This is a genomic window from Pseudomonas bharatica CSV86 (assembly GCF_000319305.2).
In the GTDB taxonomy this organism is placed as follows: Bacteria; Pseudomonadota; Gammaproteobacteria; order Pseudomonadales; family Pseudomonadaceae; genus Aquipseudomonas; species Aquipseudomonas bharatica.
Genome location: NZ_AMWJ02000002.1, coordinates 2,596,070 through 2,620,757 on the forward strand (window position 1 = coordinate 2,596,070; position 24,688 = coordinate 2,620,757).

Annotated in this window: 26 protein-coding genes and 2 pseudogenes; 20 read left to right on the top strand and 8 right to left on the bottom strand. The window is 63.8% G+C overall.

Translation table 11 applies throughout. The features are described from left to right. Nucleotides 1-62 precede the first annotated feature (62 nt). On the top strand, nucleotides 63-1,031 hold the full coding sequence (locus tag CSV86_RS25800; protein WP_085982854.1) for a LysR family transcriptional regulator: 969 nt from the start codon (nucleotides 63-65) through the stop codon (nucleotides 1,029-1,031). Here CSV86_RS25800 and CSV86_RS25805 read toward each other — a convergent pair. Beyond that, nucleotides 1,004-1,330 (bottom strand): ElaB/YgaM/YqjD family protein, encoded by a 327-nt coding sequence (locus CSV86_RS25805; RefSeq protein ID WP_009401802.1) that lies wholly within the window; start codon nucleotides 1,328-1,330, stop codon nucleotides 1,004-1,006. The genes CSV86_RS25800 and CSV86_RS25805 overlap by 28 nt on opposite strands. A 153-nt stretch (nucleotides 1,331-1,483) precedes the next feature. Between CSV86_RS25805 and CSV86_RS25810 the strand changes: the two genes are divergently transcribed. Together CSV86_RS25810 and CSV86_RS25815 are read left to right on the top strand one after the other, a co-directional pair. Beyond that, on the top strand, nucleotides 1,484-1,699 hold the full coding sequence (locus tag CSV86_RS25810) for a dodecin (RefSeq protein WP_009401800.1): 216 nt from the start codon (nucleotides 1,484-1,486) through the stop codon (nucleotides 1,697-1,699). Nucleotides 1,700-1,777: 78 nt separating this feature from the next. Continuing rightward, nucleotides 1,778-1,998: pseudogene (locus CSV86_RS25815) on the top strand (DUF1161 domain-containing protein). A 90-nt stretch (nucleotides 1,999-2,088) separates the two neighbouring features. Here CSV86_RS25815 and CSV86_RS25820 read toward each other — a convergent pair. Then, complete coding sequence (locus CSV86_RS25820; RefSeq protein ID WP_009401796.1) at nucleotides 2,089-3,093, bottom strand: LLM class flavin-dependent oxidoreductase; 1,005 nt, start codon at nucleotides 3,091-3,093, stop codon at nucleotides 2,089-2,091. Nucleotides 3,094-3,263: 170 nt separating this feature from the next. Here CSV86_RS25820 and CSV86_RS25825 point away from each other — a divergent pair, with 170 nt between their 5' ends. Together CSV86_RS25825 and CSV86_RS25830 are read left to right on the top strand one after the other, a co-directional pair. Beyond that, entirely contained in the window at nucleotides 3,264-3,689 is a 426-nt protein-coding gene (locus CSV86_RS25825; RefSeq protein ID WP_009401794.1) for an OsmC family protein, read from the top strand. A 72-nt stretch (nucleotides 3,690-3,761) separates the two neighbouring features. Then, entirely contained in the window at nucleotides 3,762-3,995 is a 234-nt protein-coding gene (locus CSV86_RS25830; protein ID WP_009401792.1) for a DUF1161 domain-containing protein, read from the top strand. A 1-nt stretch (nucleotide 3,996) separates the two neighbouring features. Here CSV86_RS25830 and CSV86_RS25835 read toward each other — a convergent pair whose 3' ends face one another. Together CSV86_RS25835 and CSV86_RS25840 are read right to left on the bottom strand one after the other, a co-directional pair. Beyond that, entirely contained in the window at nucleotides 3,997-4,407 is a 411-nt protein-coding gene (locus CSV86_RS25835) for a PA0061/PA0062 family lipoprotein (RefSeq protein ID WP_009401790.1), read from the bottom strand. A gap of 45 nt (nucleotides 4,408-4,452) precedes the next feature. After that, nucleotides 4,453-4,866: a PA0061/PA0062 family lipoprotein gene (locus tag CSV86_RS25840; protein WP_009401789.1), complete on the bottom strand. Its 414-nt coding sequence runs from the start codon at nucleotides 4,864-4,866 to the stop codon at nucleotides 4,453-4,455. 83 nt (nucleotides 4,867-4,949) lie between these two features. On the opposite strand from CSV86_RS25840, the gene CSV86_RS25845 reads away from it, so the two are divergent. After that, nucleotides 4,950-6,038: an aminopeptidase gene (locus tag CSV86_RS25845; protein WP_037060954.1), complete on the top strand. Its 1,089-nt coding sequence runs from the start codon at nucleotides 4,950-4,952 to the stop codon at nucleotides 6,036-6,038. 45 nt (nucleotides 6,039-6,083) lie between these two features. Here CSV86_RS25845 and CSV86_RS25850 read toward each other — a convergent pair whose 3' ends face one another. Both CSV86_RS25850 and CSV86_RS25855 read right to left on the bottom strand, forming a co-directional pair. Then, nucleotides 6,084-6,734, bottom strand: coding sequence for an HAD family hydrolase (locus CSV86_RS25850; RefSeq protein WP_009401787.1), 651 nt, complete (start codon nucleotides 6,732-6,734; stop codon nucleotides 6,084-6,086). A 26-nt stretch (nucleotides 6,735-6,760) separates the two neighbouring features. Next, nucleotides 6,761-7,309, bottom strand: a complete 549-nt coding sequence (locus tag CSV86_RS25855; RefSeq protein ID WP_009401785.1) for a gamma carbonic anhydrase family protein — start codon at nucleotides 7,307-7,309, stop codon at nucleotides 6,761-6,763. Nucleotides 7,310-7,400: 91 nt separating this feature from the next. On the opposite strand from CSV86_RS25855, the gene prlC reads away from it, so the two are divergent. The 8 genes and pseudogenes from prlC to CSV86_RS25895 all read left to right on the top strand — a co-directional run bounded on the left by prlC (nucleotide 7,401) and on the right by CSV86_RS25895 (nucleotide 17,710). Next, complete coding sequence (prlC, locus tag CSV86_RS25860; protein ID WP_009401783.1) at nucleotides 7,401-9,452, top strand: oligopeptidase A; 2,052 nt, start codon at nucleotides 7,401-7,403, stop codon at nucleotides 9,450-9,452. Then, nucleotides 9,449-9,715, top strand: a complete 267-nt coding sequence (locus tag CSV86_RS25865; RefSeq protein WP_009401780.1) for a YheV family putative zinc ribbon protein — start codon at nucleotides 9,449-9,451, stop codon at nucleotides 9,713-9,715. The genes prlC and CSV86_RS25865 overlap by 4 nt, the downstream gene beginning before the upstream one ends. 110 nt (nucleotides 9,716-9,825) lie before the next feature. Beyond that, nucleotides 9,826-10,877, top strand: a pseudogene (locus tag CSV86_RS25870) (PA0069 family radical SAM protein). A gap of 245 nt (nucleotides 10,878-11,122) precedes the next feature. Further along, nucleotides 11,123-11,845, top strand: coding sequence for a carbonic anhydrase (locus tag CSV86_RS25875; RefSeq protein WP_009401776.1), 723 nt, complete (start codon nucleotides 11,123-11,125; stop codon nucleotides 11,843-11,845). Nucleotides 11,846-12,051: 206 nt separating this feature from the next. Beyond that, nucleotides 12,052-13,584, top strand: a complete 1,533-nt coding sequence (locus tag CSV86_RS25880; RefSeq protein ID WP_009401774.1) for a SulP family inorganic anion transporter — start codon at nucleotides 12,052-12,054, stop codon at nucleotides 13,582-13,584. Between the two features lie 115 nt (nucleotides 13,585-13,699). Continuing rightward, nucleotides 13,700-14,212 (top strand): sigma-70 family RNA polymerase sigma factor, encoded by a 513-nt coding sequence (locus tag CSV86_RS25885; protein ID WP_009401772.1) that lies wholly within the window; start codon nucleotides 13,700-13,702, stop codon nucleotides 14,210-14,212. Between the two features lie 4 nt (nucleotides 14,213-14,216). Next, nucleotides 14,217-15,185: a FecR domain-containing protein gene (locus CSV86_RS25890; protein WP_009401771.1), complete on the top strand. Its 969-nt coding sequence runs from the start codon at nucleotides 14,217-14,219 to the stop codon at nucleotides 15,183-15,185. 92 nt (nucleotides 15,186-15,277) lie between these two features. Next, nucleotides 15,278-17,710, top strand: a complete 2,433-nt coding sequence (locus tag CSV86_RS25895) for a TonB-dependent siderophore receptor (RefSeq protein ID WP_009401769.1) — start codon at nucleotides 15,278-15,280, stop codon at nucleotides 17,708-17,710. Nucleotides 17,711-17,865: 155 nt separating this feature from the next. On the opposite strand, the gene CSV86_RS25900 is transcribed toward CSV86_RS25895, so the two are convergent. Then, nucleotides 17,866-18,519, bottom strand: a complete 654-nt coding sequence (locus CSV86_RS25900; RefSeq protein ID WP_009401767.1) for a hypothetical protein — start codon at nucleotides 18,517-18,519, stop codon at nucleotides 17,866-17,868. Nucleotides 18,520-18,888: 369 nt separating this feature from the next. Here CSV86_RS25900 and coxB point away from each other — a divergent pair, with 369 nt between their 5' ends. From coxB to CSV86_RS25920, 4 genes are read left to right on the top strand one after another with little or no spacing between them, the layout of a single operon-like run. Then, nucleotides 18,889-20,016, top strand: coding sequence for a cytochrome c oxidase subunit II (coxB, locus tag CSV86_RS25905; RefSeq protein WP_009401765.1), 1,128 nt, complete (start codon nucleotides 18,889-18,891; stop codon nucleotides 20,014-20,016). A 16-nt stretch (nucleotides 20,017-20,032) separates the two neighbouring features. Then, nucleotides 20,033-21,625 (top strand): cytochrome c oxidase subunit I, encoded by a 1,593-nt coding sequence (gene ctaD, locus CSV86_RS25910; RefSeq protein WP_009401764.1) that lies wholly within the window; start codon nucleotides 20,033-20,035, stop codon nucleotides 21,623-21,625. A gap of 15 nt (nucleotides 21,626-21,640) precedes the next feature. Continuing rightward, on the top strand, nucleotides 21,641-22,210 hold the full coding sequence (locus tag CSV86_RS25915; RefSeq protein ID WP_009401762.1) for a cytochrome c oxidase assembly protein: 570 nt from the start codon (nucleotides 21,641-21,643) through the stop codon (nucleotides 22,208-22,210). Nucleotides 22,211-22,222: 12 nt separating this feature from the next. Then, a complete protein-coding gene (locus CSV86_RS25920) occupies nucleotides 22,223-23,107 on the top strand; it encodes a cytochrome c oxidase subunit 3 (RefSeq protein WP_009401758.1) in 885 nt (294 codons plus the stop codon). Nucleotides 23,108-23,116: 9 nt separating this feature from the next. Here CSV86_RS25920 and CSV86_RS25925 read toward each other — a convergent pair whose 3' ends face one another. Beyond that, nucleotides 23,117-23,320 (bottom strand): twin transmembrane helix small protein, encoded by a 204-nt coding sequence (locus tag CSV86_RS25925; protein WP_009401756.1) that lies wholly within the window; start codon nucleotides 23,318-23,320, stop codon nucleotides 23,117-23,119. 59 nt (nucleotides 23,321-23,379) lie between these two features. Here CSV86_RS25925 and CSV86_RS25930 point away from each other — a divergent pair, with 59 nt between their 5' ends. Beyond that, nucleotides 23,380-24,129: an SURF1 family protein gene (locus CSV86_RS25930; protein ID WP_009401755.1), complete on the top strand. Its 750-nt coding sequence runs from the start codon at nucleotides 23,380-23,382 to the stop codon at nucleotides 24,127-24,129. Further along, a complete protein-coding gene (locus tag CSV86_RS25935) occupies nucleotides 24,095-24,688 on the top strand; it encodes a PA_0111/PP_0108 family redox-active disulfide protein (protein WP_009401748.1) in 594 nt (197 codons plus the stop codon). The genes CSV86_RS25930 and CSV86_RS25935 overlap by 35 nt, the downstream gene beginning before the upstream one ends.

The following is a 24,688-nucleotide window of genomic DNA, read 5'->3' on the forward strand; positions in this document are numbered from 1 at the left end:
GGGTCGCTCCGTAGGGAAGGATTTGGCTGACAATGGTCCTACTCTAACCACGACAGGCGCCACTGAAAACCGATAAGATCGCCGCAACCTGTCAGGAAAACTCACACGTCATGTCCAGGGAACTGCCACCGCTCAATGCCCTTCGGGCTTTTGAATTCACCGCTCGCCTAGGAAGTGTCAGCCAGGCGGCGGAACAGCTTCATGTGACCCACGGCGCTGTCAGTCGCCAATTGAAGGTGCTGGAAAGCCATTTGGGTGTGAGCCTGTTCGCCAAGGATGGGCGAGGCATCAAACTCACAGATGCCGGCTTGCGCCTGCGCGAGGTCAGCGGCGAGGCGTTCGAGCGTCTGCGGGCGGTGTGCGCCGAGCTGAGCCAGAGCAGCGCCGAAGCGCCGTTCGTCCTCGGCTGCTCGGGCAGCCTGCTGGCGCGCTGGTTCATTCCTCGTCTCGGTCGTCTAAAGGCGGACCTGCCGGACCTGCGTTTGCACCTGTCGGCTGGCGAGGGTGATCTCGACCCGCGACGTCCGGGGCTGGACGCGCTTCTGGTGTTTGCCGAACCGCCATGGCCTGCAGACATGCAGGTCCACGAGCTGGCGCGGGAGGCCGTGGGGCCGGTGCTCAGCCCGCGTTTCCCGGGCTTCGAGCGTTTGCGCGAGGCGCCGGCAAGCGCCCTGCTGGAGCAGGCCTTGCTGCATACCACCTCGCGCCCCCAGGCCTGGCCCGACTGGGCTCGCCAGCAACACCTAGACCCCGGCGCATTGCGCTACGGTCAAGGCTTCGAGCATCTGTACTACTTGCTGGAGGCCGCGATGGCCGGGCTGGGTGTTGCGATCGCACCGCAACCCCTGGTGGCCGACGATCTGCGCGCCGGTCGCCTGGCCGCGCCCTGGGGCTTCAGCCAGACGCAGGCGTCATTGGTACTGTGGGTGCCTCGACGCGCCGCGGACGGGCGCGCCGAGCAACTGGCGGGGTGGTTGCGCGCGGAGCTGGCGCAACAGGACGATCAGTCGCCGCGCTTGCACATCAGGTAAGCGGCCAGCAGGCCCAGGGCACCGATTGCCACGCCGGCGGTGGTCCAGGGATGTTGCTGGGCATAGTCGCGGGTCGCCAGACCGGTTTCACGGGTCTTGGTCTTCACCTCTTCATAAGCGTCGCCCAGCAGGCTGCGGGAATGACGCAGGGCGTTTTCGGCGTTGCTGCGCAAGGCCTTGAGGGTTTTGCGCGACTCGTCCGAAGCGTCGTCCTTCAGGCTTTCCAGAGATTTGAGCAGGCTTTCGATTTCCGCTTCCATGCTTTGCAGCGAGGCTTTGCGTAGCGAGCTATTGGCCATGGTGACTCTCCTTCAGGGTTGAGTGAGGTGTGTAGGTTCCGACTGCGACAGGTCTGGAAAGTGCGATCGAACGTTTCGCTTCGCTCGCCGCTCAGAGGTAAAACGGCCCGGCGCTGCTAGGCTCTATCCGCACCCACCCAAGGAGAACAGCGAATGTCCGATCATCACACGTACAAGAAGATCGAGCTTGTCGGCTCGTCCCCCACCAGCATCGAGGACGCCATCAACAATGCCCTGGCCGAAGCCGGCAAGAGCATCAAGCACCTGGAATGGTTCGAGGTGGTGGATACCCGCGGGCATATCCAGAACAACAAGGCGGCGCATTTCCAGGTCACCCTGAAGGTCGGGTTCCGCATCGCCAACAGTTGAAACGAAGCGCAGGTTTGATAGGCAGGGCTCCGGGGGGACCGGGGCCTTTGTCGTTTTGGTCCACAAGGAGAGCGATCAATGAAGAAGGTGTTGCTGGCAGTTGCGTTGATGGGCCTGGCCGGTACGGCGCTGGCGGCGGGCAAGCCGTGCGAGGAGCTGAAGAGCGAGATCGCGGCGAAGCTGGATGCCAAGGGGTTCAGCATTATTCGCTGGAGATCGTCGAGAAGGGCGCCGGGGGCGGCCATGTGGTTGGGTCCTGTGAAGGTGGGACCAAGGATATCGTCTACAAGCGCGGTTGATCTTGAAGGCCTCATCGCTGGCAAGCCAGCTCCCACAGTGTCCGCGGCGCCGCTGAACCTGTGGGAGCTGGCTTGCCAGCGATTGCGGGCCTACCTGCCGAACACAGTCTGCGCCATCAGCTCATACGACCGCACCCGATCCCCATGCTCGTACAGGTCCGAGGTGAAGATCAGCTCATCCGCCCCGGTCTGTTCCAGTAGCACTTCCAGCTTGCCCTTCACCTTCTGCGGGCTACCGATCATCGCCAGGCCGAGGAAATCCCCTACCGCGTCCCGCTCATGGGGCAGCCACAGGCCGTTCATGCTGGGCACCGGCGGTTTCTGCATCAGGCTTTGGCCGCGCATCAGGGCGAGGATGCGCTGGTACACCGAGGTCGCCAGGTAGTCGGCCTGCTCGTCGGTATCGGCCACCACCATCGGCACACCCAGCATCACGTACGGCGCGTCGAGCACCGCCGACGGCTTGAAGTGGTTGCGATACACACGGATCGCCTCGTGCATGTAGCGCGGCGCGAAGTGCGAGGCGAAGGCATAAGGCAAGCCCAGTTGACCCGCCAGTTGCGCGCTGAACAGGCTCGACCCGAGCAGCCAGATCGGGACATTGGTGTCGTGCCCGGGTACGGCGATCACTTTTTGATCAGGCGTGCGCGGGCCGAGATAGCGCATCAGTTCCATGACATCGTCCGGGAAGTCGTCGGCGCTGCCGGAACGCTCGCGGCGCAGGGCCCGGGCGGTCATCTGGTCGGATCCGGGGGCACGGCCGAGGCCGAGTTCGATCCGACCCGGATACAGGCTGGCCAGGGTGCCGAATTGCTCGGCGATCACCAGCGGTGCATGGTTGGGCAGCATCACACCGCCGGAGCCGAGGCGGATGCTCGAAGTGCCGCCCGCCAGGTACGCCAGCAACACCGAGGTTGCCGAGCTGGCGATTCCGTCCATGTTGTGGTGCTCGGCTACCCAGAAACGGTGGTAGCCGAAGCGTTCGACGTTTCGCGCCAGGTCCAGGGAGTTGCGCAGGGCCTGCGCCGGGCCGCCGTCCTGGCGCACCGGCACCAGGTCGAGGGTGGAAATCTTGATATCCGTGAGTCGCTTCATGGGTTCTCCAGGGCAAACGCAAGCCGCCTGGACTGGCAGCCTTTGTTGCTTCTGTGGGGGCACTTGGCGGGGAATCAATCCCCCGGGGGCGAACGGGCTGAACTTGGCCGCCGCCCCGGCCTCTGAATTCAGGAACGGCGCCGCTCGCGCCGATAACCCGAGGAGGCATCATGAAGAAGACTGCATCGGCTCACTGGCAAGGTGGCCTGAAGGACGGCAAAGGCACCATCTCCACCGAAAGCGGCGCACTCAAGCAGATCCCCTATGGTTTCAACACGCGGTTCGAAGACACGCCGGGGAGCAATCCGGAAGAGCTGATCGGCGCCGCCCATGCCGGTTGCTTCTCCATGGCCCTGTCGATGATTCTCGGCGAGGCGGGCCTGAAGGCGGACAGCATCGATACCACCGCCGAAGTGACCCTGGACAAGCAGCCCGACGGCTTCGCCATCACTGCCGTGCACCTGATCCTCAAGGCCAGGGTGCCGGGCGCCAGCGACGAACAGTTCCAGGAGCTGGCAAACAAGGCCAAGGCGGGGTGCCCGGTGTCCAAGGTGCTCAACGCGAAAATCAGCCTGGATGCGACGTTGCAATCCTGATAGCAGAACCGTGGCATGCTGCGTCGGTCCAACGGGAGTTGGCTGACGTTCTTTGCCACGAGGAAACTGTTCATGATCCGTATTGCAATCGCTGTACTGGCGTCGTTGCTGGCCGCCAACGCTTCCGCCGCAGTCAAGCCGTGCGAGGAGCTGAAGGCGGAAATCGAAGCCAAGATCCAGGCCCGCGGGGTGACGTCCTACACGCTGGAAATCGTGCCGAACAGCGAAGTCCACGACCAGAACATGGTCGTGGGCAGCTGTGAAAATGGCACCAAGAAAATCATCTACCAGCGCAACGGCAACTGATTCACGGCACGCAGTTGATCATTCGCTGTTCGGCCAGCACCTGGCGCTCGGCGTTGTACAGCCGGGCGTTGGGCTGCATGGCCACGGCGCGGGCCTCCAGGCGATAGCGCTGGCCGGCCTGGAAGCCGTCGTATTCGACAGTGAGGTAGCAGGTGCGCTCGGTCGGATCGATATTGAAACCACCGGCATAGATCTCGTAGTCGAAACGCACCACCAATTCGTGCTTGCCCGGCGTCACCTGGAAGAAGCGACCGTCGGTGAGGCGCTTGCCGTCCAGGCGCTCTGCCATGACCAATTTGCCGGGAGTGATGGTGTAGAAATCGACCCAGGCCTGGTTCTGGTCCACCGGTGGCAGGGGCGTGGCACAGGCGCCGAGGGTGCTGAAGGCGAGCAACATCGCTGGCTGTCGCATGATGGTCTCCGCAGGCGAGCGATATAAAGCACAAGCATAGCGCTATCAGGTTCGCTGACAACCTGCCGGCAGCCCGCGCCCTACCACCTTGCTCTGCTCGTCATACAGCTTGGCCCAGGGCCGGAAGCCGATGCTGCCGGTCTCCAGGCGGTAGCGCTGGCCGGCGCTGAAATCGGCGAATTTCAGGTTGAGCTGGCAGTCGCGCCACAGCGGCTCGCTGACGAGGCCGATATTGCTCGGATCTACCGGGAACAGGTAACGCACGGTCAACTGGTGGTTTCCGGGAGTGACCTGGAAGTAGCGCTTGTCGGCCCAGGCACGTTCGTCCACTTCGACGGCGTGCAGGGTCTGGTCCTGGGCGGGCGCCAGGTCGACCCAGGCCTGGGACGGGTCCGGATCGGGCAGGCCGGCACAGCCGGCGAGCGCCAGCAGGGCGCTGGCAGCGAGCATGGTTCGCATGGCAAAACTCCGGGCGGGCAGGATAGTCTTGAAGCGATACGGACTTGAGCGAGACCACCCCACGCATGATTCGAATTCTTCTTCTGCTGCGCTCAAGCTCCGGGGCACTCGACCACGTTTTTCGGGTGTTTGTTCCCCTGCTGGTGGCTAGCCTGCTGAACGGTTGCAGCAGCCTTGGCTATTACGGCCAGCTGGCCAGCGGGCAATGGCAACTGTTGCGGGCGCGGGAACCGGTGACCGAGGTGATTGCCAACCCTGCGACCGATCCCGGGTTGCGTCAGCACCTGCAGCGCTCGCAGCAGGCGCGGGCATTTGCCAGCGAGGTGCTGAAGCTGCCCGACAACCGCAGCTACCGGGTATATGCCGATATCGGCCGGCCCTACGTGGTGTGGAACGTGTTCGCCACACCCGAGTTCTCCCTCGAGCCCAGGACCCATTGCTTCCCTATCGCCGGCTGTGTGGCCTATCGCGGCTACTACAGCCAGTCCGGGGCCCGCGGGGCGGCAGCGCTGCAGAAGCTCGACGGGCAGGATGTGTATATCGGCGGGGTCGAAGCCTATTCGACCTTGGGCTGGTTCGATGACCCGATCCTCAATTCCATGGTCAATTGGGGCGACGAACGGCTGGCGACGGTGATTTTCCACGAGCTGGCGCACCAGCGCGTCTATGTGAAGGACGACACGGCATTCAACGAGTCTTTCGCCACGTTCGTGGAGCAGGAAGGCACCCGGCAATGGCGCGCGGCGCGCGGCTTGCCGGTGCAGCCGGCGGAGGCAGGCAAGCAGCGCGACCAGTTCGTCGCGCTGGTGCTGGCGTGTCGGGAGCGGCTCAAGGCGTTGTATGCGCAGCCACTGGATGCGCCAGCGATGCGGGCGGCCAAGCAGGCGGAGTTCGAACGCCTGCGCACGGAGTATCGGCAGTTGCGCGACGGTGAATGGGGCGGGGTCGGGCGCTTCGATGCGTGGATCAACGGGCCGATGAACAATGCCAAGCTGCTGCCGTTTGGGCTGTATGACCAGTGGGTACCGGCGTTTGCCGGGTTGTTTGCCGAGTCGGGTGGGGATTGGCAGCGGTTTTATCGGCGGGTCGAGGAAGTGGGTTCGCTGCCGGTCCAGGAGCGGCAGCGGCTGTTGAATCGCATCGCTGGCAAGCCAGCTCCCACAGGGTTCTGAGTCGCCGCGGACACTGTGGGAGCTGGCTTGCCAGCGATGAGGCCCTCAAGACCGCAGGAATGCCTGATGCATCTCCGCCAGGGTCTCGAAATGCCAGGCCGGCTGCTCCGCCACCAACTCCTCCCGGCTACCAAAACCATACCCCACTGCAATCGCATCCAGCCCGTTGCTGCGCGCACCGATCAGGTCATGCTTACGGTCGCCGATCATCAGGGTCTGCGCCGGGTCCAGCCCCTCTTCGGCCAGCAGGTGGCCGATCAGGTCGACCTTGTTGGTCCGCGTGCCATCCAGCTCGCTGCCGTAGATCACCTTGAAATGCCGGGCGAAGTCGAAGTGCCGGGCGATTTCCCGGGCGAACACCCAGGGTTTGGAGGTGGCGATATACAACGTCCGGCCCTGTCCTTGAAGCTCCGCCAGCAGCTCGCCAACCCCGTCGAACACGCGGTTCTCGTACAGCCCGGTGACCTTGAAACGCTCACGGTAGAAATTCACTGCCTCCCAGGCCTTCGCCTCGTCGAAGCGGTAGAACTGCATGAACGCCTGCAACAGCGGCGGGCCGATGAAGTGCTCCAGGCGGGTCAGGTCGGGCTCGTCGATGCCGAGTTTGGCCAGGGCGTACTGGATGGAGCGGGTGATGCCTTCGCGCGGGTCGGTCAGGGTGCCGTCGAGGTCGAAGAGGATGTTCTGCTGGTGCATGTCGGTCTCGCTGGAAATGGTGGACGTCACTCGGGCTGGTCGTAGCCCTCGGCCAGGTGCTGGTCCTTGAGGCGCACATAGTTGGCGGCGCTGTAGGGGAAGAACGCGAGCTCTTTGTCGGTCAGCGGCCGTGCCTGCTTCACCGGGCTGCCGACGTAGAGAAAACCGCTTTCCAGGCGCTTGCCCGGCGGTACCAGGCTGCCGGCGCCGATGATCACTTCGTCCTCGACGACCGCACCGTCCATGATCGTGCTGCCCATGCCCACCAGGATGCGGCTGCCGAGGGTACAGCCATGGAGCATGACCTTGTGGCCGATGGTCACGTCGTCGCCGATCAGCAGCGGGAAGCCGTCGGGGTTGAAGGGGCCGGCATGGGTGATGTGCAGCACGCTGGCGTCCTGCACGCTGGTACGGGCGCCGATGCGGATACGATGCATGTCGCCGCGGATCACCGTCAGCGGCCAGACCGAGCTGTCGTCACCGATCTCGACATCGCCGATGACCACCGCGCTGCGGTCGACGAAGGCACGTTCACCAAGGCGCGGCGTGTGCTGCTGGTAAGTGCGGATGGCCATGAATAGGAAACCTCTCTAAGGCTAATTAGCTGCGGGCGACGGCGATTGTAATTAAGATGGTCCGGTGTTTCTTCTGCCAAGGTGTCTAACCGTGAGTGCGAACAACCCGCTTCTGCAGTCCTATGACCTGCCGCCCTTCTCGGCGATCCGCGCCGAGCACGTGCTGCCGGCGATTGAACAGATCCTGGCCGACAACCGCAATGCCATTGCCGAAATTCTCAAGACCCAGGGCCGCAACCCGAGCTGGGCCGGGCTGGTTCTGGCCATGGACGAGCTCAATGACCGCCTCGGCGCGGCCTGGAGCCCTGTCAGCCACCTCAACGCCGTGTGCAACAGCGCCGAATTGCGTGAAGCCTACGAGGCCTGCCTGCCGGCCCTGAGCGCCTACTCCACCGAACTGGGCCAGAACCGCGAACTGTTCCAGGCCTACGAGGCGCTGGCCGCCGGCCCCGAGGCCGCCCACTTCGATGTGGCGCAAAAGACCATCATCGAGCACGCCCTGCGCGACTTCCGCCTGTCGGGTATCGACCTGCCGCCGGAGCAGCAAAAGCGTTATGCCGAAGTGCAGAGCAAGCTGTCCGAGCTGGGCAGTCGCTTCTCCAACCAGCTGCTCGACGCGACCCAGGCCTGGACCAAGCACGTCACCGACGAATCCGCCCTCGCCGGCCTGACCGATTCGGCCAAGGCGCAGATGGCCGCTGCCGCCCAGGCCAAGGGGCTCGACGGTTGGCTGATCAGCCTGGAGTTCCCCAGCTACTACGCGGTGATGACCTACGCCGAGGACCGCGCCCTGCGCGAAGAGGTCTACGCCGCCTACTGCACCCGCGCCTCCGACCAGGGCCCGAATGCCGGCCAGTTCGACAACGGCCCGGTGATGCGCGAGATCCTCGACCTGCGCCAGGAACTGGCCGAACTGCTCGGCTTCGCCAACTTCGCCGAACTGAGCCTGGCGACCAAGATGGCCGAATCCAGTGACCAGGTGCTGGGCTTCCTGCGCAACCTGGCGCAGCGCAGCAAACCGTACGCCGCCCAGGACCTGGCCCAGCTCAAGGCCTACGCCGCCGAGCAAGGCTGCGCCGACCTGCAAAGCTGGGACAGCGGTTTCTACGGGGAAAAGCTGCGCGAACAGCGCTACAGCGTTTCCCAGGAAACCCTGCGTGCCTACTTCCCGATCGACAAGGTGCTGTCGGGCCTGTTCGCCATCGTCCAGCGCCTGTACGGCATCGAGATCGCCGAGCAGAAGGGCTTCGACACCTGGCACCCGGACGTGCGCCTGTTCGAGATCAAGGAAAACGGCCAGCATGTCGGCCGCTTCTTCTTCGACCTTTACGCCCGCGCCAACAAGCGTGGCGGCGCCTGGATGGACGGCGCCCGCGACCGTCGTCGCACTGCCGACGGCGTGCTGCAAAGCCCGGTGGCCAACCTGGTGTGCAACTTCACCCCGGCCGCGCCCGGCAAGCCGGCGCTGCTGACCCACGATGAAGTGACCACCCTGTTCCACGAATTCGGTCATGGCCTGCACCACCTGCTGACCCGCATCGAGCATGCCGGCGTGTCCGGCATCAACGGCGTGGCCTGGGATGCGGTGGAGCTGCCGAGCCAGTTCATGGAGAACTGGTGCTGGGAGCCGGAAGGCCTGGCGCTGATCTCCGGCCATTACGAAAGCGGCGAACCGCTGCCGCAGGACCTACTGGAGAAAATGCTCGCAGCGAAGAACTTCCAGTCCGGCCTGATGATGGTCCGCCAGCTGGAGTTCTCCCTGTTCGACTTCGAACTGCATGCCAGCCACGGCGATGGCCGCAGCGTGCTGGAAGTGCTCGAAGGCGTGCGCGACGAGGTCTCGGTCATGCGTCCGCCGGCGTACAACCGGTTCCCCAACAGTTTCGCGCACATCTTCGCGGGCGGTTATGCCGCCGGTTACTACAGCTACAAATGGGCTGAAGTGCTGTCGGCCGACGCCTTCTCGCGCTTCGAGGAAGAAGGCGTGCTCAACGCCGAGACCGGCCGTGCCTTCCGCGAAGCGATCCTGGCCCGCGGTGGTTCCCGGGAGCCGATGTTGCTGTTCGTCGACTTCCGTGGTCGCGAGCCCTCCATCGACGCCCTGCTGCGCCACAGCGGCCTGAGCGAGGACCTGGCGGCATGACCACGACCAAGAAGCGCTTTATCGCCGGTGCGGTCTGCCCGGCCTGCAGCGAGCCGGACAAACTGATGATGTGGAGCGTGGACGGCACGCCGCACCGCGAGTGCGTGGCCTGCGGCTTCACCGACACCCTCAACGAGCAAGGGCTGTCGGTGCCGAAGGAGCTGGGTACGCGGGTCAACCAGGATGCGCTGAAACCAGCGAAACCTGCGGTGCAGACGGTGCAGTTTTTCCCGAATCCGAAGTTGAAGAAGCCTTCGGAATAATCCCGCGCCCTACAGCGTGGACCCTGTGGGAGCGGCGTCGCGACGGAAGGCGTGGACGACAAACCAAAACCTCTATACTGTATAAAAACACAGTATCGAGGTTTTTCGTCATGGTCACTCCGGTCCGCGGTCGCGGTACGGCCCATAACCCGCACAACCGCTTCGCCCCCAACCGCTCGGTGGTCGAGGACGATGGCTGGTACCAGGAAGTGCCCATGACCCAGGGCACCGAGATCCGCATCGAAACCGCGAAAACCATCATCACCCGCAACACCTCGCCGGACCTGCCCTTCGACCGTTCGATCAACCCCTATCGCGGCTGCGAGCATGGCTGCATCTACTGCTATGCGCGACCGAGCCACGCCTATTGGGACCTTTCCCCTGGCCTGGATTTCGAAACTCGGCTGATCGCCAAGACCAACGCCGCTGCCGTGCTGGAGCAGCAACTGTCGAAACCCGGCTATGTCTGCGCGCCGATCAACCTCGGTTCCAACACGGATCCCTACCAGCCCATCGAGCGCGAGCAGCAACTGACCCGGCGCCTGCTGGAAGTGCTGTTGCGCTACCGGCATCCGGTGACCGTCGTCACCAAGGGCTCGTTGATCCTGCGCGACCTCGATCTGCTCGGCGAGCTGGCGAAGCAGCGCCTGGTGTCGGTGATGATCAGCCTGACCACCCTCGATGATGAGCTGAAGCGCACCCTCGAGCCGCGTGCCGCGGCGCCGAAGGCGCGCTTGCGGGCGATCCGGGTGATGCGCGAGGCGGGAATTCCCGTGGGGTGCTGTGCTCGCCGATGATTCCGGCCATCAACGACAGCGAGCTGGAGCGTCTGCTCGAGGCGGCCAGCGAGGCCGGAGCATTGACCGCAGCCTACATGCTGCTGCGTTTGCCTTTGGAAGTGGCGCCGCTGTTCGAACAGTGGTTGCAGGACCATTATCCGCAGCGCGCGGCCCATGTTCTCAGCCTGGTCCGCCAGAGTCGCGGCGGAGAGCTCTACGACAGCCGTTTCGGCGCACGGATGCGCGGTGAAGGCGTATTCGCCGACCTGCTGGCGCAACGCTTCGACAAGGCTATTCGGCGCTACGGGCTCAACCGCCGGAGTGGCTATTCGCTGGATTGCTTGGCGTTCTGCCCGCCAGGCGGGCAGTTGTCATTGTTGTAAAAACAATAATGGCCATTGGCGATTAATGTTTTTTGATACCATGGAAATCCCGGCAAATGCTTCTGGAACGCCCGTTCTAGAGCCTTCGAATTCAGGTTGAGTTAAGTTTCGACACGTAGCGTACGAATTCAGGCAGACAGAAATGTGATTTGTTGACTACATCTGTAATCCAAGTGACGTAAGCCTGTCTGAATCCTAACCCGGTAAAATGGACTTACCTACGAACCTGTCAAAGAGGATGCATCATGTCGAACAAGGAACCCTCTCCGACCGGCCCGGCTACCCCTGAAGCCGAGACTGCCGATGGCGCTCTGAAACATATCGTTGATGGCTTTCTGCGTTTCCATCACGAAGTCTTCCCTGAACAGGAAGAGCTGTTCAAGAAACTGGCCACGGCGCAGAAGCCGCGTGCCATGTTCATTACCTGCGCCGACTCGCGGATCGTTCCCGAACTGATTACCCAGAGTTCTCCCGGCGACCTGTTCGTGACCCGCAACGTGGGCAACGTGGTTCCGCCCTACGGGCAGATGAACGGCGGCGTCTCGACGGCGATCGAGTACGCGGTCATGGCCCTGGGCGTGCACCACATCATCATCTGCGGTCACTCCGATTGCGGTGCGATGCGTGCGGTACTCAACCCGCAGTCGCTGGAGAAGATGCCGACGGTCAAGGCCTGGCTGCGCCACGCCGAAGTGGCCCGCACCGTGGTCGAGGACAACTGCCAGTGCGGCACCGAGCACGAGAGCATGCAGGTCCTGACCCGCGAGAACGTCATCGCCCAGCTCCACCACTTGCGCACCCACCCATCGGTGGCTTCGCGCCTGGCGGCTGGCCAGTTGTATATCCACGGCTGGATCTACAACATCGAAACCAGCGAAATCTCCGCCTACGATGCCGAAAGCGATGCCTTCCTGCCGCTGACCCGCGGCGCGCCGATTCCAAGCGCTACCCCGAAAGGCCGCTACTGAGCCTTTTTCGCAACACCTGAAAATCGCTGACGCAACCCACCACGGCCCGCTGCCCGCGGCGCCGTGGCGGGGCGTCGGCTGCCTTTGAAAACGTTTTGATGCCTTGCCGCAGCGTCGGCGGTTTCCGGCTGCCCGCGATTCGGGCGGCGCCCCGACGCCTGCGTAAAAGAGTGGCCAGAGGAATGGCCTGAAAAAAGGAGAACAGGATGAACATGACGCATTTCAAAGCGGCGCTGCCGCGGGACCTGCTGGCTTCGGTAGTGGTGTTCCTGGTGGCGCTTCCGCTGTGCATGGGGATCGCCATCGCTTCTGGCATGCCGCCGGCCAAGGGCTTGGTCACCGGCATCGTCGGCGGTCTGCTGGTGGGCTGGCTGGCCGGCTCGCCGCTGCAGGTCAGCGGGCCGGCGGCGGGGTTGGCGGTGCTGGTCTTCGAACTGGTACGGACCCACGGCATGGCGATGCTCGGGCCTATCCTGCTGCTGGCGGGATTGCTGCAATTGCTCGCCGGGCGCTTGCGCCTGGGCTGCTGGTTCCGGGTTACGGCGCCGGCGGTGGTGTACGGCATGCTCGCGGGTATCGGTGTGTTGATCGTGTTGTCCCAGGTGCATGTGATGTTCGATAGCTCGCCGCTGCCGTCAGGCCTCGAAAACCTCCTCGGTTTCCCCGCCGTGGTGAGTGCGTCGCTGCCGTTCGAGTCTGCCGGCAACGGCTGGCAGGCCGGGGCAATCGGGCTGGGTACCATCGCGGTGATGTGGGGCTGGGAGCGCTTCAAGCCGACAACCCTGCGCTTCGTTCCCGGTGCCCTGCTCGGTGTGAGCGCGATGACCCTGCTGAGCATCGGCCTGGATCTTGGCGTGAACCGCGTGGAAGTACCGGCCAACCTCAGTGAAGCCATCGACTGGCTGCGCCCGGCCGATCTCATGGCCCTGGCCGATCCGGCCCTGCTGGTCGCCGCCTTCGCCCTGGCCTTTATCGCCAGTGCCGAGACCCTGCTTTCGGCAGCGGCCGTGGACCGCATGCACAGTGGCCAGCGCTCGGATTTTGACCGCGAATTATCGGCGCAGGGTGTCGGCAACATGATTTGTGGTGTGCTCGGCGCGTTGCCGATGACCGGCGTGATCGTGCGCAGCTCGGCCAACGTCCAGGCCGGTGCCAAGACCCGCCTTTCGGCGATCTTCCATGGCCTGTGGCTGCTGGCCTTCGTCGTGCTGCTGGGTAGCGTGCTGCAGCAGATTCCCGTGGCAAGCCTGGCCGGCGTACTGGTATTCACCGGGGTCAAGCTGGTGGACCTGAAGGCGTTTCGCGGCCTGGGCCGCTATGGACGCATGCCGATGTTCGTCTATGCGGCCACGGCGCTGGCCATCGTCTTCACCGACCTGCTGACCGGCGTGCTGCTGGGCTTTGCCCTGACCCTGGTGAAGCTGGCGCTGAAGGCGGCGCGGCTGAAGATCAGCGTCACCAGCCTGGAGCGCGAGGGCCATATGGAACTGCGCCTGAGTGGTGCCGCCACCTTCCTCAAGGTCCCGGCCCTGACCCAGGCACTGGATGGCATTCCGCCAGGGACCACCCTGCATGTGCCACTGGCCAACCTGAGCTATATCGACCATGCCTGTCTTGAGCTGCTGGAAGACTGGGGACGGGCCAATGCCAGCAACGGCTCGTCGCTGGTGATCGAGTCGCGTCGCCTGAAACGGCGTGTCGAAGGACGCGTAAGGACCACGGTGGGCCTCGGTACCTGAGCCTGACCTGACGACCAACGGCACCGCCCTGCTGATCGCGCACATTGCAGGCGGTGCCATCACTCACCTACTATCAAGAATCAATACCATTTGCATCCTCCTGCGCGGATCCTTCATGTCCTCCCCTGCCCAGACCCTCTACGTTAAACATTCCCCCTGGCTGCTGCTGTTCCTGCGTCGCCGCCTCGGCAATGGCTGGGATGCCGCGGATCTGCTGCATGACACCTTCCTGCGCGTGCTGCGCCGGCCGCTCGAGTTCGACAACCAGACCGGCGAACGTTCCTACCTGGCGACCATCGCCAAGGGCCTGTGCATCGATCACTGGCGCCGCGCCCAACTGGAAAGGGCCTGGCGCGAAAGCCTGGTGGCCCGGCCCGAGGCAGTCCAGCCTTCCGCCGAGCATACGGCCTTGCTGATCGAGACCCTGGCGGAAGTGGATGCCATGCTGATGCGCCTGCCTGCCAAGGTTCGCGAGGCGTTTCTGATGGCCCAGGTCGAGGGCATCACCTACGGGGTGATCGCCGAACGGCTGGAGGTCAGCGAGCGCATGGTCAAGAAATACATGGCCCAGGCGTTCCTGCATTGTGCCGTGCTCGAAGCCGAGCTCGACGGCGTGCTGGTGGAGTAAGGCGATGCGAGCAACCCATGAAAAGCTCAGCCACGCCAGCCTTGAACATGCCGCCCAGTGGTATGTGCGGCTACTGGAAGAAGGCGACCAGAACGGCGTTCGCGAACAGTGGCAGTCCTGGCTTGACCAGCATGCCGAACACCAGGCTGCCTGGCGCTATATGGAGCGCGTCGGCGAGCGCTTCGCACCGCTGCGCAGCGAAGGCGAGCGCGCTGGCCGGGTACTGCGCGAACGACATCCGGCACGCCTGGGCCGCCGGCAGACGGTGAAGTCCATGCTGGTGCTGGCGCTGGGCTCGATGGCCGGCTTCGGTGGCTGGCAGGCCGCCTCGCGCAATGGCTGGACCGCCGACCTGCATACCGGCACGGGCGAGAACCGCAAGATCGCGCTGGCCGACGGCAGCACCCTGTGGCTGGGTGCGCAAACGGCGGTCGATACCCGCTTCGATGCCCGCCAGCGCCTGCTGGACCTGCGTTTCGGCGAGGTCCTGCTGCACTCGACGGTGCAGGACCGCCGCCCACTGCTGATGGAAACCGGCGCCGGCCTGTTGCAGATGGCGGCAACGCCGGTCCGCGTCGCGCTGCGCTACGCCGAGGGCAATGCCCGGCTCAGCGTGTACCAGGGCCAGGTCGAGCTTTTCACCCGTACGGGCAGCCGCACGCTGGTCGAGGCTGGGCAGCGCGTCGATTTCTCGGCTTTGGCCATCTCGCCTGCTGCGCCGGTCCAGGCTGCTGGCGAGTCCTGGATCCGCAACCGGCTGACTGCCGAGGCCATGCCACTGGCCGATCTGATCGATGCGCTGGGTCGCTATCGCCCCGGTCATCTCGGCCTGCATCCGGAGCTGGCCAGCCTCGCGGTGATGGGCACCTTCCCCCTCGATGACACTGACCACGCCCTGCGTCTGCTGGAAGCGGCGCTGCCGATCCGGGTCAAGCGCATGACCGACTGGTGGGTAACGGTCGAGCCCGCCTGAATTTTTTTCGCCGGGCGGTTCCCTTTTTTGCGCGTCGTCCGGTTCAACCGCAGAACCCTCTCATTGACCCCATGAACACAACAGGGACTGCCATGTCGTCGCCCCGCTCCTGCGTATTGGCCCTCGTGCCGATGACTTTCCTCACCTTCGCTCCGCTGGCCCTGCTGCCTGCCGCCGTCCAGGCCGCCCAGGCCAGCACCCGGGTGCAGACCTTCCATGTCGCGGCCGGCAGCCTGAGCGCCGTGCTCAATGACTTCAGCAGCCAGGCCGGGATCTACCTGGCGGGCAGCGACAACCTTGCGGCCGGCAAGCGCAGCGCCGGGCTGGACGGTGACTACAGCGTCGAACAGGCGCTGTTGCTGTTGCTCGGTGGCTCGGGGCTGGTGGCCGTACCGCAGGGGGCCGGTGGCTACGTGCTGCAGCCAGCGCCGCAAGGTGACTCGGTGCAGCTCGACGCCACCTCGATCAACGCCCAAGGCCTGGCCGACAGCTACGGCCAGGACGACAAGGGCTACCGTGCAACCCATTCAGCGACGGCGAGCAAGACCAGCACCGCCCTGGCCGATACCCCGCGTTCGGTGTCGGTGGTCACCCGCCAGCGCATGGAAGACCAGCAGTCCCAGAGCCTGACCGAAGTGCTCGGCTATGTGCCGGGCATCTTCGCCCCGCCGTTCGCGGCCGGTGACGGCGGCGCCGGCGACCTGTTCTTCATCCGTGGCTTCAACGCCACCGACTATGGCTACGGCTTGCTGCGCGACGGCCTGCGGGTGCAGGGCAACCGCTACGACACCACCAGCGAGCCTTACGGCCTTGAGCGCATCGAAGTGTTCCGCGGCCCGACCTCGATCCTCTACGGCGAAAACGCGCCGGGTGGTGTCGTCAATATGGTCAGCAAGCGGCCCACGGCCGAGTCGCGTGGCGAGGTGCAGCTGAGCTACGGCTCCAACGAGCGCCGCCAGTTGGGCATCGACGTGTCCGGACCGCTGACGGACAACGGCAATGTGCTGGGCCGCCTGGTGCTGCTCGGGCGCAAGTCGGGGACCCAGGTCGACCATCAGCCGGATGACCGGATCTACATCGCGCCGTCCCTGACCCTGAACTTCGATGAACAGAACGACCTGACCCTGCTGGCCACCTACCAGCGCGACCGCACCCTTATGGAGTTGGGCTATCCGGCTGCCGGCACCCTGCTGCACAACCCCAATGGCAAGATCAGCAAGCACGCCCTGCTGGGCAATCCGGACTGGGACAACTTCGAGCGCGAAGTCTGGACCCTTGGCTACGAATTCCATCATCAGTTCAACGATGACTGGCAGTACCGGCAGAACTCGCGCTACATGCAATCGCGCATCGACCGCCAGGAAATCTGGCCGGGCAACCTGGACAATGGCGGTTTCGGCACCACCGTGACCAACACCGCCTATGACCGCTACAACAAGTCCATCGCCTACTCGCTGGACAACCAGGTCGAGGGCCACTTCGACCTCGGTGCGCTGGAGAACACCCTGCTGGTCGGTGCCAGCCTCGACCGTACCTCGTTCAACCAGGACTGGAACGCCGGCTTCGGTGGCCGGGTGAACGTGTTCGATCCGGTCTATACCGGCGACCCGGTGACGTCCACGCGGGTGCAGGACGCGCTGCTGGAACAGACCATGTATGGCGTCTACAGCCAGATCCAGACCCGCCTGGACAACTGGGTCATGCTGCTCGGCGGGCGCTATGACCGGGTCAACAGCGAGTACCGCAACCGTCGCGGCACCCTCAATGCGCCTGCCGATCTCGACTACTGGGACGGCCAGTTCACCTGGCAGACCGGGCTGATGTACCAGTTCGACAACGGCGTCTCGCCCTATGTCAGCTACTCCACCGCCTACAACCCGACCCAGCAGGTGTCGAGTGCGTCCGGCCCGCTGGACCCGACGCTCAGCGAGCAGTACGAAGTGGGATTGAAGTACGAGCCCAAGGGCTGGAACACCCTGGTCAGTGCCTCGGTCTACGACCTGCGCAAAAAGGATGACTCGCTCTACGACAGTGTCACCGGCGACTACCGCAATGTCGGACGCAGCCGGGCCAAGGGTGTGGAGCTGGAGCTGAACAGCGACATCACCGCCAACATCAACGTGACGGCGGCCTACACCTACACCGACTCGCGGGTGACCAAGGACGTGGCGGGGTCGTTGCTGGAGGATCATCAGGTGACTGGCGTACCACGCAACCAGGCGTCGGTATGGGGGACCTACCGCTTCCTCGACGGACAGCTGAAAGGGCTGAAGCTGGGCGCGGGCGTGCGCCACTTCGACAGCACCTTCGCCTACACCAGCCCATCGCTGTACGGGAAGCTGGATACCGGTGACGTGACCCTGGTGGATGCGACCGTCGGCTATCAGCTGAATGCGCATTGGTCGGCGGAGGTAAACGCACGCAACCTGTTCGACCAGGAGTACGTGGCCGGTTGCAACAATGCCGGGCGTTGCTACTGGGGTGAAGAGCGGACGGTACTGGGGACGGTCAGTTACAACTGGTAAGAGGGTTGGGTCAGCCTGGACATCTGAGGTTGTCCTTGCTGGCCCTATCGCTGGCAAGCCAGCTCCCACAGGGTCAGCACAGGCCTTAAGACTTGTGCAGTAACTGTGGGAGCTGGCTTGCCAGCGATGAGGCCATCAGCCTCGAAAAGGAAATATCAGGCAGGTTGCTGCTGACCCAGCTCCAACCCCACCCCAAGTTGCCGCGACAGGCAAGGCCAGCGTTTCCACGCCGCGCCGGTTTCAGGGCTGCTCAGCTTCTCGCGATAGGCTTCCACCGATTCCAGGGCGAAGCTCTCGTCGTCGAGCATGTTGTCCAGGGAGTGATGGACCACTTCATCCAGCTGGTTGGCGAATTCCTCGCCGATGAGTTGATGGGCAATCAGGTTGGCAACCGTGGTGTCCAGAGGGATCAGCGGCTGCTGGAAATGCTTGATGTACAGGTCGTTGACTTCTTCCACCAGGCGGTGCGCCAGGTAGGCTTCGTCCAGCAGGCTGTCCAGGCCGACATGCCCGGTCATGATCTGCGGCGGGGTGATGAAATACGCTTCGGCGATTTTCAGCACCGGTTTGATCTGCGATTCGATTCCGGCTTCGCGGGCAACGGTATTGGCGGCTTCCAGCAGCTCGGGTACCTGATCGATGTAGGCGTTGACGAAACGGTTCAACGCACCCTGGGCATCCTGCTCGGGCAACTGGATCAGCGGGTGAAGGTGGGGCAATTGCACTGCAAGTTGGGATTTTAGTTGGCCGGTCTTGGCCTCGTGTTCTTGTGCTTGAGTGATCTGCTCGCGCAATGCGGCAATGTTCATGACAACTCCAGGGACAGCCAGTGACAAAACGGAAACCACTAAATTAGTCCTATTTTGTTATCGCCTAAGACGTATTTCTCATAACGCTTATGCATTTTTGCCTGCTTGCGTTATATCACTGTGCCATCATCCTTATAAGTCAATGTCTTACAGCATTTCGCGCTGATCGCTTAAGGCGCGCCAGTCCTTTTCCGCCGCGTCGTTGCGCGCTTTCGACCCCTGTCTATACTCCGGTTTGAATGAAGTCTGGCTGATGAGGCCCCGCCTGTAGTGCAGCGGGGGCCGCCGTCGAAGTCCGCAGTCTTGACGCCGTGCCCCCTGCCGTAGGCCCCGCCTCCGGGATAACAAGAACGATAAGGGGAACCCGCAATGAAGCGACATCCACACGCCTGGATGGGGCTGCTGCTGTGGTCGGCGATCGCTCCGGCGCAGGCCGCCTGGACCGTGAACATGGCCCCGGGGGCGACCGAAGTCAGCAATGCCGTGTTCGACCTGCACATGACCATCTTCTGGATCTGCGTGGTGATCGGCCTCGTGGTATTCGGTGCGATGTTCTGGTCGATGATCATCCACCGTCGTTCCACCGGCCAGCAGCCCGCGCATTTCCACGAGCACACCTGGGTGGAAATCATGTGGACCGTGGTGCCCTTCCTGATCCTGGTGGCCATGGCCATTCCGGCGACCAAAACGCTGATCGATATCTACGATGCCAGCGAATCGGACGTGGATATCCAGGTCACCGGTTACCAGTGGAAATGGCACTACAAATACCTGGGCCAGGATGTCGAGTTCTTCAGCAACCTGGCGACGCCCGCCGAGCAGATCCACGGCAAGGCGCCCAAGGACGAACACTACCTTCTCGAAGTCGATCAGCCGCTGGTGTTGCCGGTGGGTGCCAAGGTGCGCTTCCTGGTGACCGCCGCCGACGTGATCCACTCCTGGTGGGTACCGGCCTTCGCGGTCAAGCGCGACGCCATTCCCGGCTTCGTCAACGAGGCCTGGACCCGGGTCGAGAAACCCGGCATCTACCGCGGCCAATGCACCGAGCTGTGCGGCAAGGACCACGGTTTCATGCCGGTGGTGGTCGAGGTCAAGTCCAAGGAGGACTACGACGCCTGGCTTGGCGAGCGCAAGGCCGAGGCGGCCAAGCTGAAGGAGCTGACCAGCAAGGAATGGACGCTCGAAGAGCTGGTCGAGCGCGGCGACAAGGTCTACCACACCACCTGCGTCGCCTGTCACCAGGCCGAAGGCCAGGGCCTGCCGCCGATGTTCCCGGCGCTCAAGGGCTCGAAGATCGCCACCGGCCCGAAAGAAGATCACTTGAACCTGGTGTTCCACGGCAAGCCCGGCACCGCCATGGCGGCGTTCGGCAAGCAACTCTCGGAAGTCGATCTGGCCGCCGTCGTCACCTACGAACGCAACGCCTGGGGCAACAACAAGGGCGACATGGTCACGCCGAAAGACGTGCTGGCGATCAAGCAGGCGGAAAGCAAATGAGCCGAGGAGACAGGACATGAGCACAGTGATCGACGACCACGGTCATGCCGGGCATGACCATGCCCACGGCCCGGCCAAGGGCCTGATGCGCTGGGTGCTGACGACCAACCACAAGGACATCGGCTCGATGTACCTGTGGTTCGCCTTCTGCGCCTTCCTGCTGGGCGGCTCCTTCGCCATGGTGATCCGCGCCGAGCTTTTCCAGCCCGGGCTGCAGATCGTCCAGCCGGAATTCTTCAACCAGATGACCACCATGCACGGCCTGGTGATGGTCTTCGGCGCGGTGATGCCGGCCTTCGTGGGCCTGGCCAACTGGATGATCCCGTTGATGATCGGCGCCCCGGACATGGCCCTGCCGCGGATGAACAACTTCAGCTTCTGGTTGCTGCCGGCTGCCTTCGGCCTGCTGGTCTCGACCCTGTTCATGCCCGGTGGCGGGCCGAACTTCGGCTGGACCTTCTACGCACCGCTCTCGACCACCTACGCGCCGGAAAGCGTGACCTTCTTCATCTTCGCGATTCACCTGATGGGCATCAGTTCGATCATGGGCGCGATCAACGTGATCGCCACCATTCTCAACCTGCGCGCCCCCGGCATGACCCTGATGAAGATGCCGCTGTTCGTCTGGACCTGGCTGATCACCGCGTTCCTGCTGATCGCGGTGATGCCGGTGCTGGCCGGGGTGGTGACCATGATGCTGATGGATATCCACTTCGGCACCAGCTTCTTCAGCGCCGCCGGTGGCGGTGACCCGGTGCTGTTCCAGCATGTGTTCTGGTTCTTCGGGCATCCCGAGGTGTACATCATGATCCTGCCGGCCTTCGGCGCGGTCAGCTCGATCATCCCGGCGTTCTCGCGCAAGCCGCTGTTTGGCTACACCTCGATGGTCTACGCCACCGGGGCGATCGCCTTCCTGTCGTTCATCGTCTGGGCGCACCACATGTTCGTGGTCGGTATCCCGGTGGTGGGCGAGCTGTTCTTCATGTACGCCACCATGCTGATCGCCGTGCCCACCGGGGTGAAGGTGTTCAACTGGGTGAGCACCATGTGGGAAGGCTCGCTGACCTTCGAGACACCGATGCTGTTCGCCATCGCCTTCGTCATCCTGTTCACCATCGGCGGGTTCTCCGGGTTGATGCTGGCCATCGCCCCGGCGGACTTCCAGTACCACGACACCTACTTCGTGGTCGCCCACTTCCACTACGTGCTGGTGCCGGGTGCGATCTTCGGCATCTTCGCCTCGGCCTATTACTGGCTGCCCAAGTGGACCGGGCACATGTACGACGAGACCCTCGGCAAGCTGCATTTCTGGCTGTCGTTCGTCGGCATGAACCTGGCGTTCTTCCCGATGCACTTCGTCGGCCTTGCCGGCATGCCGCGGCGGATCCCGGACTACAACCTGCAGTTCGCCGACTTCAACATGATCAGCTCGATCGGCGCCTTCATGTTCGGCACTACCCAGTTGCTGTTCCTGTTCATCGTCATCAAGTGCATCCGCGGCGGCGAGCCGGCGCCGGCCAAGCCGTGGGACGGCGCCGATGGCCTGGAGTGGACGATTCCGTCGCCGGCGCCCTACCACACCTTCCAGACGCCGCCGGAAGTGAAATAAAGGAGGGCCGCGGTCATGAGCGAGGGCATCTCGATCAAGCGCCTGGTCAGCCGCCTGCTGATGCTGGCGGTGGTGATGTTCGCCTTCGGCTTCGCCCTGGTGCCGATCTACGACGTGATGTGCCGGGCCTTCGGCATCAATGGCAAGACCGGCGGGCAATACCAGGGTACGCAGCAGGTGGACCCGGCGCGTTCGGTGAAGGTGCAGTTTCTCTCGACCAACGCCATCGACATGGTCTGGGACTTCTACTCCACCGCCGACCAGATCGACGTCAACCCGGGGGCGGTGAACCAGATGATCTTCGTCGCCCACAACCCTACCGACAAACCCATGACCGCCCAGGCCATCCCGAGCATTTCCCCGGCCGAGGCGGCGGCGTATTTCCACAAGACCGAATGCTTCTGCTTCAGCCAGCAGGTGTTGCAGCCGGGTGAACGCATCGAGATGCCGGTGCGGTTCATCGTTGACCGCGACCTGCCCAAGGATGTGAAACACCTGACCCTTGCCTACACGCTGTTCGATATCACCGCTCGCCAGCCGCCGGTCGCCCAGGTGACCCACCCGAACCCGCAGAGCGCCCGATAAGGAGAACAATCCATGGCCTCTCACGATCACTACTACGTCCCGGCGCAAAGCAAGTGGCCGATCATTGCCACCATCGGCATGTTCATCACGGTGTTCGGCCTCGCCACCTGGTTCAACGACATGAAAGCCGGGCGCGATAGCCACGGGCCGCTGATCTTCTTCGTCGGTGCGCTGTTCCTCGCCTACATGCTGTTCGGCTGGTTCGGCGCGGTGATCAAGGAAAGCCGTGCCGGCCTGTACAGCCCGCAGATGGACCGCTCGTTCCGTTGGGGGATGTCGTGGTTCATCTTTTCCGAGGTGATGTTCTTCATCGCCTTCTTCGGCGCGCTGTTCTATGTGCGGCACATGTCGGGGCCCTGGCTTGGCGGCGAAGGGGCCAAGGGCGTGGCGCACATGCTCTGGCCGAACTTCGAGTTCACCTGGCCGCTGCTGCATACGCCGGATCCGAAGCTGTTCCCGCCGCCCAGGGAAGTGATCGATCCATGGCACCTGCCGCTGATCAACACCATCCTGCTGGTCAGCTCCAGCGTGACCATCACCATCGCCCACCATGCCCTGCGCAAGGATCATCGCGGCCCGCTGAAATTCTGGCTGGCGCTGACCGTGGTCCTGGGCATCGCCTTCCTCGTCCTGCAGGCCTACGAGTACCACGAGGCCTACACCAAGCTTGGCCTGACCCTCGGTTCCGGGATCTACGGTGCGACCTTCTTCATGCTCACGGGCTTCCACGGTGCCCACGTGACCATGGGCACCCTGATCCTGTTCGTGATGTTGATGAGAGTGTTGAGGGGCCATTTCAACCCGGACAAGCACTTCGGCTTCGAGGCGGCCAGTTGGTACTGGCACTTCGTCGATGTGGTCTGGGTGGGGCTGTTCATCTTCGTCTACGTGCTGTGAAGGGAGGAATCACCAAGGGGCGTGCGACACCAGTTGGCCGCTGACGAAGCCCCAGGTGATCAGGCCCAGGGTCACGGCGGCCAGGCAGACACGGACGGTCAGGGCTTTGAGCAGGCGGGTGGAGTTCTCGTCGTCCTTGACCAGGAACACCAGGCCGCTGAAGAGGCTGGCGACGGTAGCCAGCAACATCACAACGATCGCGGCTTTGAGCATGGCGACATCTCCGGGGACGTGATGCATTCGAGTATAGCGGCAGCCTTCATGGGGGCTCGATGAGCGCCTTTCGTCCCGGCCTGGTGCCGACCCTGGTGGTGCTGGCGTTGCTGCCGGTGCTGGTCGGCCTGGGGTTCTGGCAGCTCGGTCGCGCCGAGCAGAAGCGTTCGCTGCTGAATGTGTATGCAGAGCGCGAGGTCGAGGCGCCCGTGCCAGCCGGGCAATTGCTGGAGGTCCAGGCTGATCCGGCCTACCGCCGCGTCCATCTGCATGGCCATTTCGACGGCCAGCACAGCATTCTCCTCGATAGCCGCATGCGCGACGGCAAGGCCGGCGTGGAGCTGTTGCAACCTTTCCTCGATGAGTCCAGCGGGCATTGGTGGCTGGTCAATCGCGGCTGGTTGCCATGGCCGGACCGGCGGGTACCGGCGAGCTTCGACACCCCGGCACACACCCTCGACCTGACGGCCTGGGTCTACATAGCCCCGGGCGCGAGCTTCCTGCTGCGCGCCGATGCGCCTGACGGCGACTTCCCGCGTCTGCTCAACAGCGCCGAGCCGGCGCACCTGTGGCAACAACTGGCCCGCGCCGGCTACCCCCACGAACTGCGCCTGGAGCCGGGGCCGGCGAGTTACCGGGTGGACTGGCCCCTGGTGCCCCTGGGCCCGGAAAAACACCTGGGCTACGCCGTGCAATGGTTTGCCCTGGCCACGGCCCTGATCGCGCTTTACCTCTACTTCGGTTGGCATCGACACAATAAAAAGGAGAAACCTCATGGGCGTCGCCACGGGTCCACTCGACATGTCTGAGGGCAGGCCACCAAGGAATCGTGCCAGGGGCCGCCTGCAACTGATCCTGATCCTGCTGGTGGTGATCGGGCCGATGATACTCGCCACCGGCATGTACAAATTGCAGTTCTGGGTGCCGGAGGGGCGCAGTTATCACGGCGAGATGATCGGTAACGGCCTGGGGCTGGCCGACCTAGGCGTGCAGGCTCCGGCCGAGCGCTGGCAACTGCTGGTCAGCGCGCCGAAGGACTGCAATGTCGATTGCCAGCAACTGGTCTACCTGGCCCGGCAAATCAACATCGGCCTGGGCCGCGATGCCAGCCGCGCCGGTCATGCCCTGGCCAGCGGCGAGCCGGTGAGCGGCGCCTACCTGTCCAGGCTGGAGAGCGAGTACCCGCAGCTCCAGCGCTATCCGCTGGATGCCACTCGCTATGGCGCGATCGCGCCGAACCGTAGCGAGGCGCAACTGTGGATCGTCGATCCCCACGGCAACCTGGTGCTGCGTTACGACGCGAAGGTCAAGGGCAAGGATGTGCTCAACGACCTGCGCCACCTGCTCAAACTGTCCAATATCGGCTAG

Excerpts from the sequence above, each read along its gene's own strand:
- CSV86_RS25840 (WP_009401789.1), bottom strand. The coding sequence starts at position 4,866 with ATGCGAACCATGCTCGCTGCCAGCGCCCTGCTGGCGCTCGCCGGCTGT.
- CSV86_RS25810 (WP_009401800.1), top strand. The coding sequence starts at position 1,484 with ATGTCCGATCATCACACGTACAAGAAGATCGAGCTTGTCGGCTCGTCC.
- CSV86_RS25850 (WP_009401787.1), bottom strand. The coding sequence starts at position 6,734 with ATGCACCAGCAGAACATCCTCTTCGACCTCGACGGCACCCTGACCGAC.
- CSV86_RS25890 (WP_009401771.1), top strand. The coding sequence starts at position 14,217 with ATGCGAGCAACCCATGAAAAGCTCAGCCACGCCAGCCTTGAACATGCC.
- CSV86_RS25930 (WP_009401755.1), top strand. The coding sequence starts at position 23,380 with ATGAGCGCCTTTCGTCCCGGCCTGGTGCCGACCCTGGTGGTGCTGGCG.
- CSV86_RS25820 (WP_009401796.1), bottom strand. The coding sequence starts at position 3,093 with ATGAAGCGACTCACGGATATCAAGATTTCCACCCTCGACCTGGTGCCG.
- CSV86_RS25855 (WP_009401785.1), bottom strand. The coding sequence starts at position 7,309 with ATGGCCATCCGCACTTACCAGCAGCACACGCCGCGCCTTGGTGAACGT.
- CSV86_RS25880 (WP_009401774.1), top strand. The coding sequence starts at position 12,052 with ATGAACATGACGCATTTCAAAGCGGCGCTGCCGCGGGACCTGCTGGCT.
- CSV86_RS25835 (WP_009401790.1), bottom strand. The coding sequence starts at position 4,407 with ATGCGACAGCCAGCGATGTTGCTCGCCTTCAGCACCCTCGGCGCCTGT.
- CSV86_RS25900 (WP_009401767.1), bottom strand. The coding sequence starts at position 18,519 with ATGAACATTGCCGCATTGCGCGAGCAGATCACTCAAGCACAAGAACAC.
- CSV86_RS25865 (WP_009401780.1), top strand. The coding sequence starts at position 9,449 with ATGACCACGACCAAGAAGCGCTTTATCGCCGGTGCGGTCTGCCCGGCC.
- CSV86_RS25875 (WP_009401776.1), top strand. The coding sequence starts at position 11,123 with ATGTCGAACAAGGAACCCTCTCCGACCGGCCCGGCTACCCCTGAAGCC.
- CSV86_RS25935 (WP_009401748.1), top strand. The coding sequence starts at position 24,095 with ATGGGCGTCGCCACGGGTCCACTCGACATGTCTGAGGGCAGGCCACCA.
- coxB (WP_009401765.1), top strand. The coding sequence starts at position 18,889 with ATGAAGCGACATCCACACGCCTGGATGGGGCTGCTGCTGTGGTCGGCG.
- CSV86_RS25915 (WP_009401762.1), top strand. The coding sequence starts at position 21,641 with ATGAGCGAGGGCATCTCGATCAAGCGCCTGGTCAGCCGCCTGCTGATG.
- ctaD (WP_009401764.1), top strand. The coding sequence starts at position 20,033 with ATGAGCACAGTGATCGACGACCACGGTCATGCCGGGCATGACCATGCC.
- CSV86_RS25925 (WP_009401756.1), bottom strand. The coding sequence starts at position 23,320 with ATGCTCAAAGCCGCGATCGTTGTGATGTTGCTGGCTACCGTCGCCAGC.
- CSV86_RS25895 (WP_009401769.1), top strand. The coding sequence starts at position 15,278 with ATGTCGTCGCCCCGCTCCTGCGTATTGGCCCTCGTGCCGATGACTTTC.
- CSV86_RS25920 (WP_009401758.1), top strand. The coding sequence starts at position 22,223 with ATGGCCTCTCACGATCACTACTACGTCCCGGCGCAAAGCAAGTGGCCG.
- CSV86_RS25825 (WP_009401794.1), top strand. The coding sequence starts at position 3,264 with ATGAAGAAGACTGCATCGGCTCACTGGCAAGGTGGCCTGAAGGACGGC.
- CSV86_RS25885 (WP_009401772.1), top strand. The coding sequence starts at position 13,700 with ATGTCCTCCCCTGCCCAGACCCTCTACGTTAAACATTCCCCCTGGCTG.
- CSV86_RS25830 (WP_009401792.1), top strand. The coding sequence starts at position 3,762 with ATGATCCGTATTGCAATCGCTGTACTGGCGTCGTTGCTGGCCGCCAAC.
- CSV86_RS25805 (WP_009401802.1), bottom strand. The coding sequence starts at position 1,330 with ATGGCCAATAGCTCGCTACGCAAAGCCTCGCTGCAAAGCATGGAAGCG.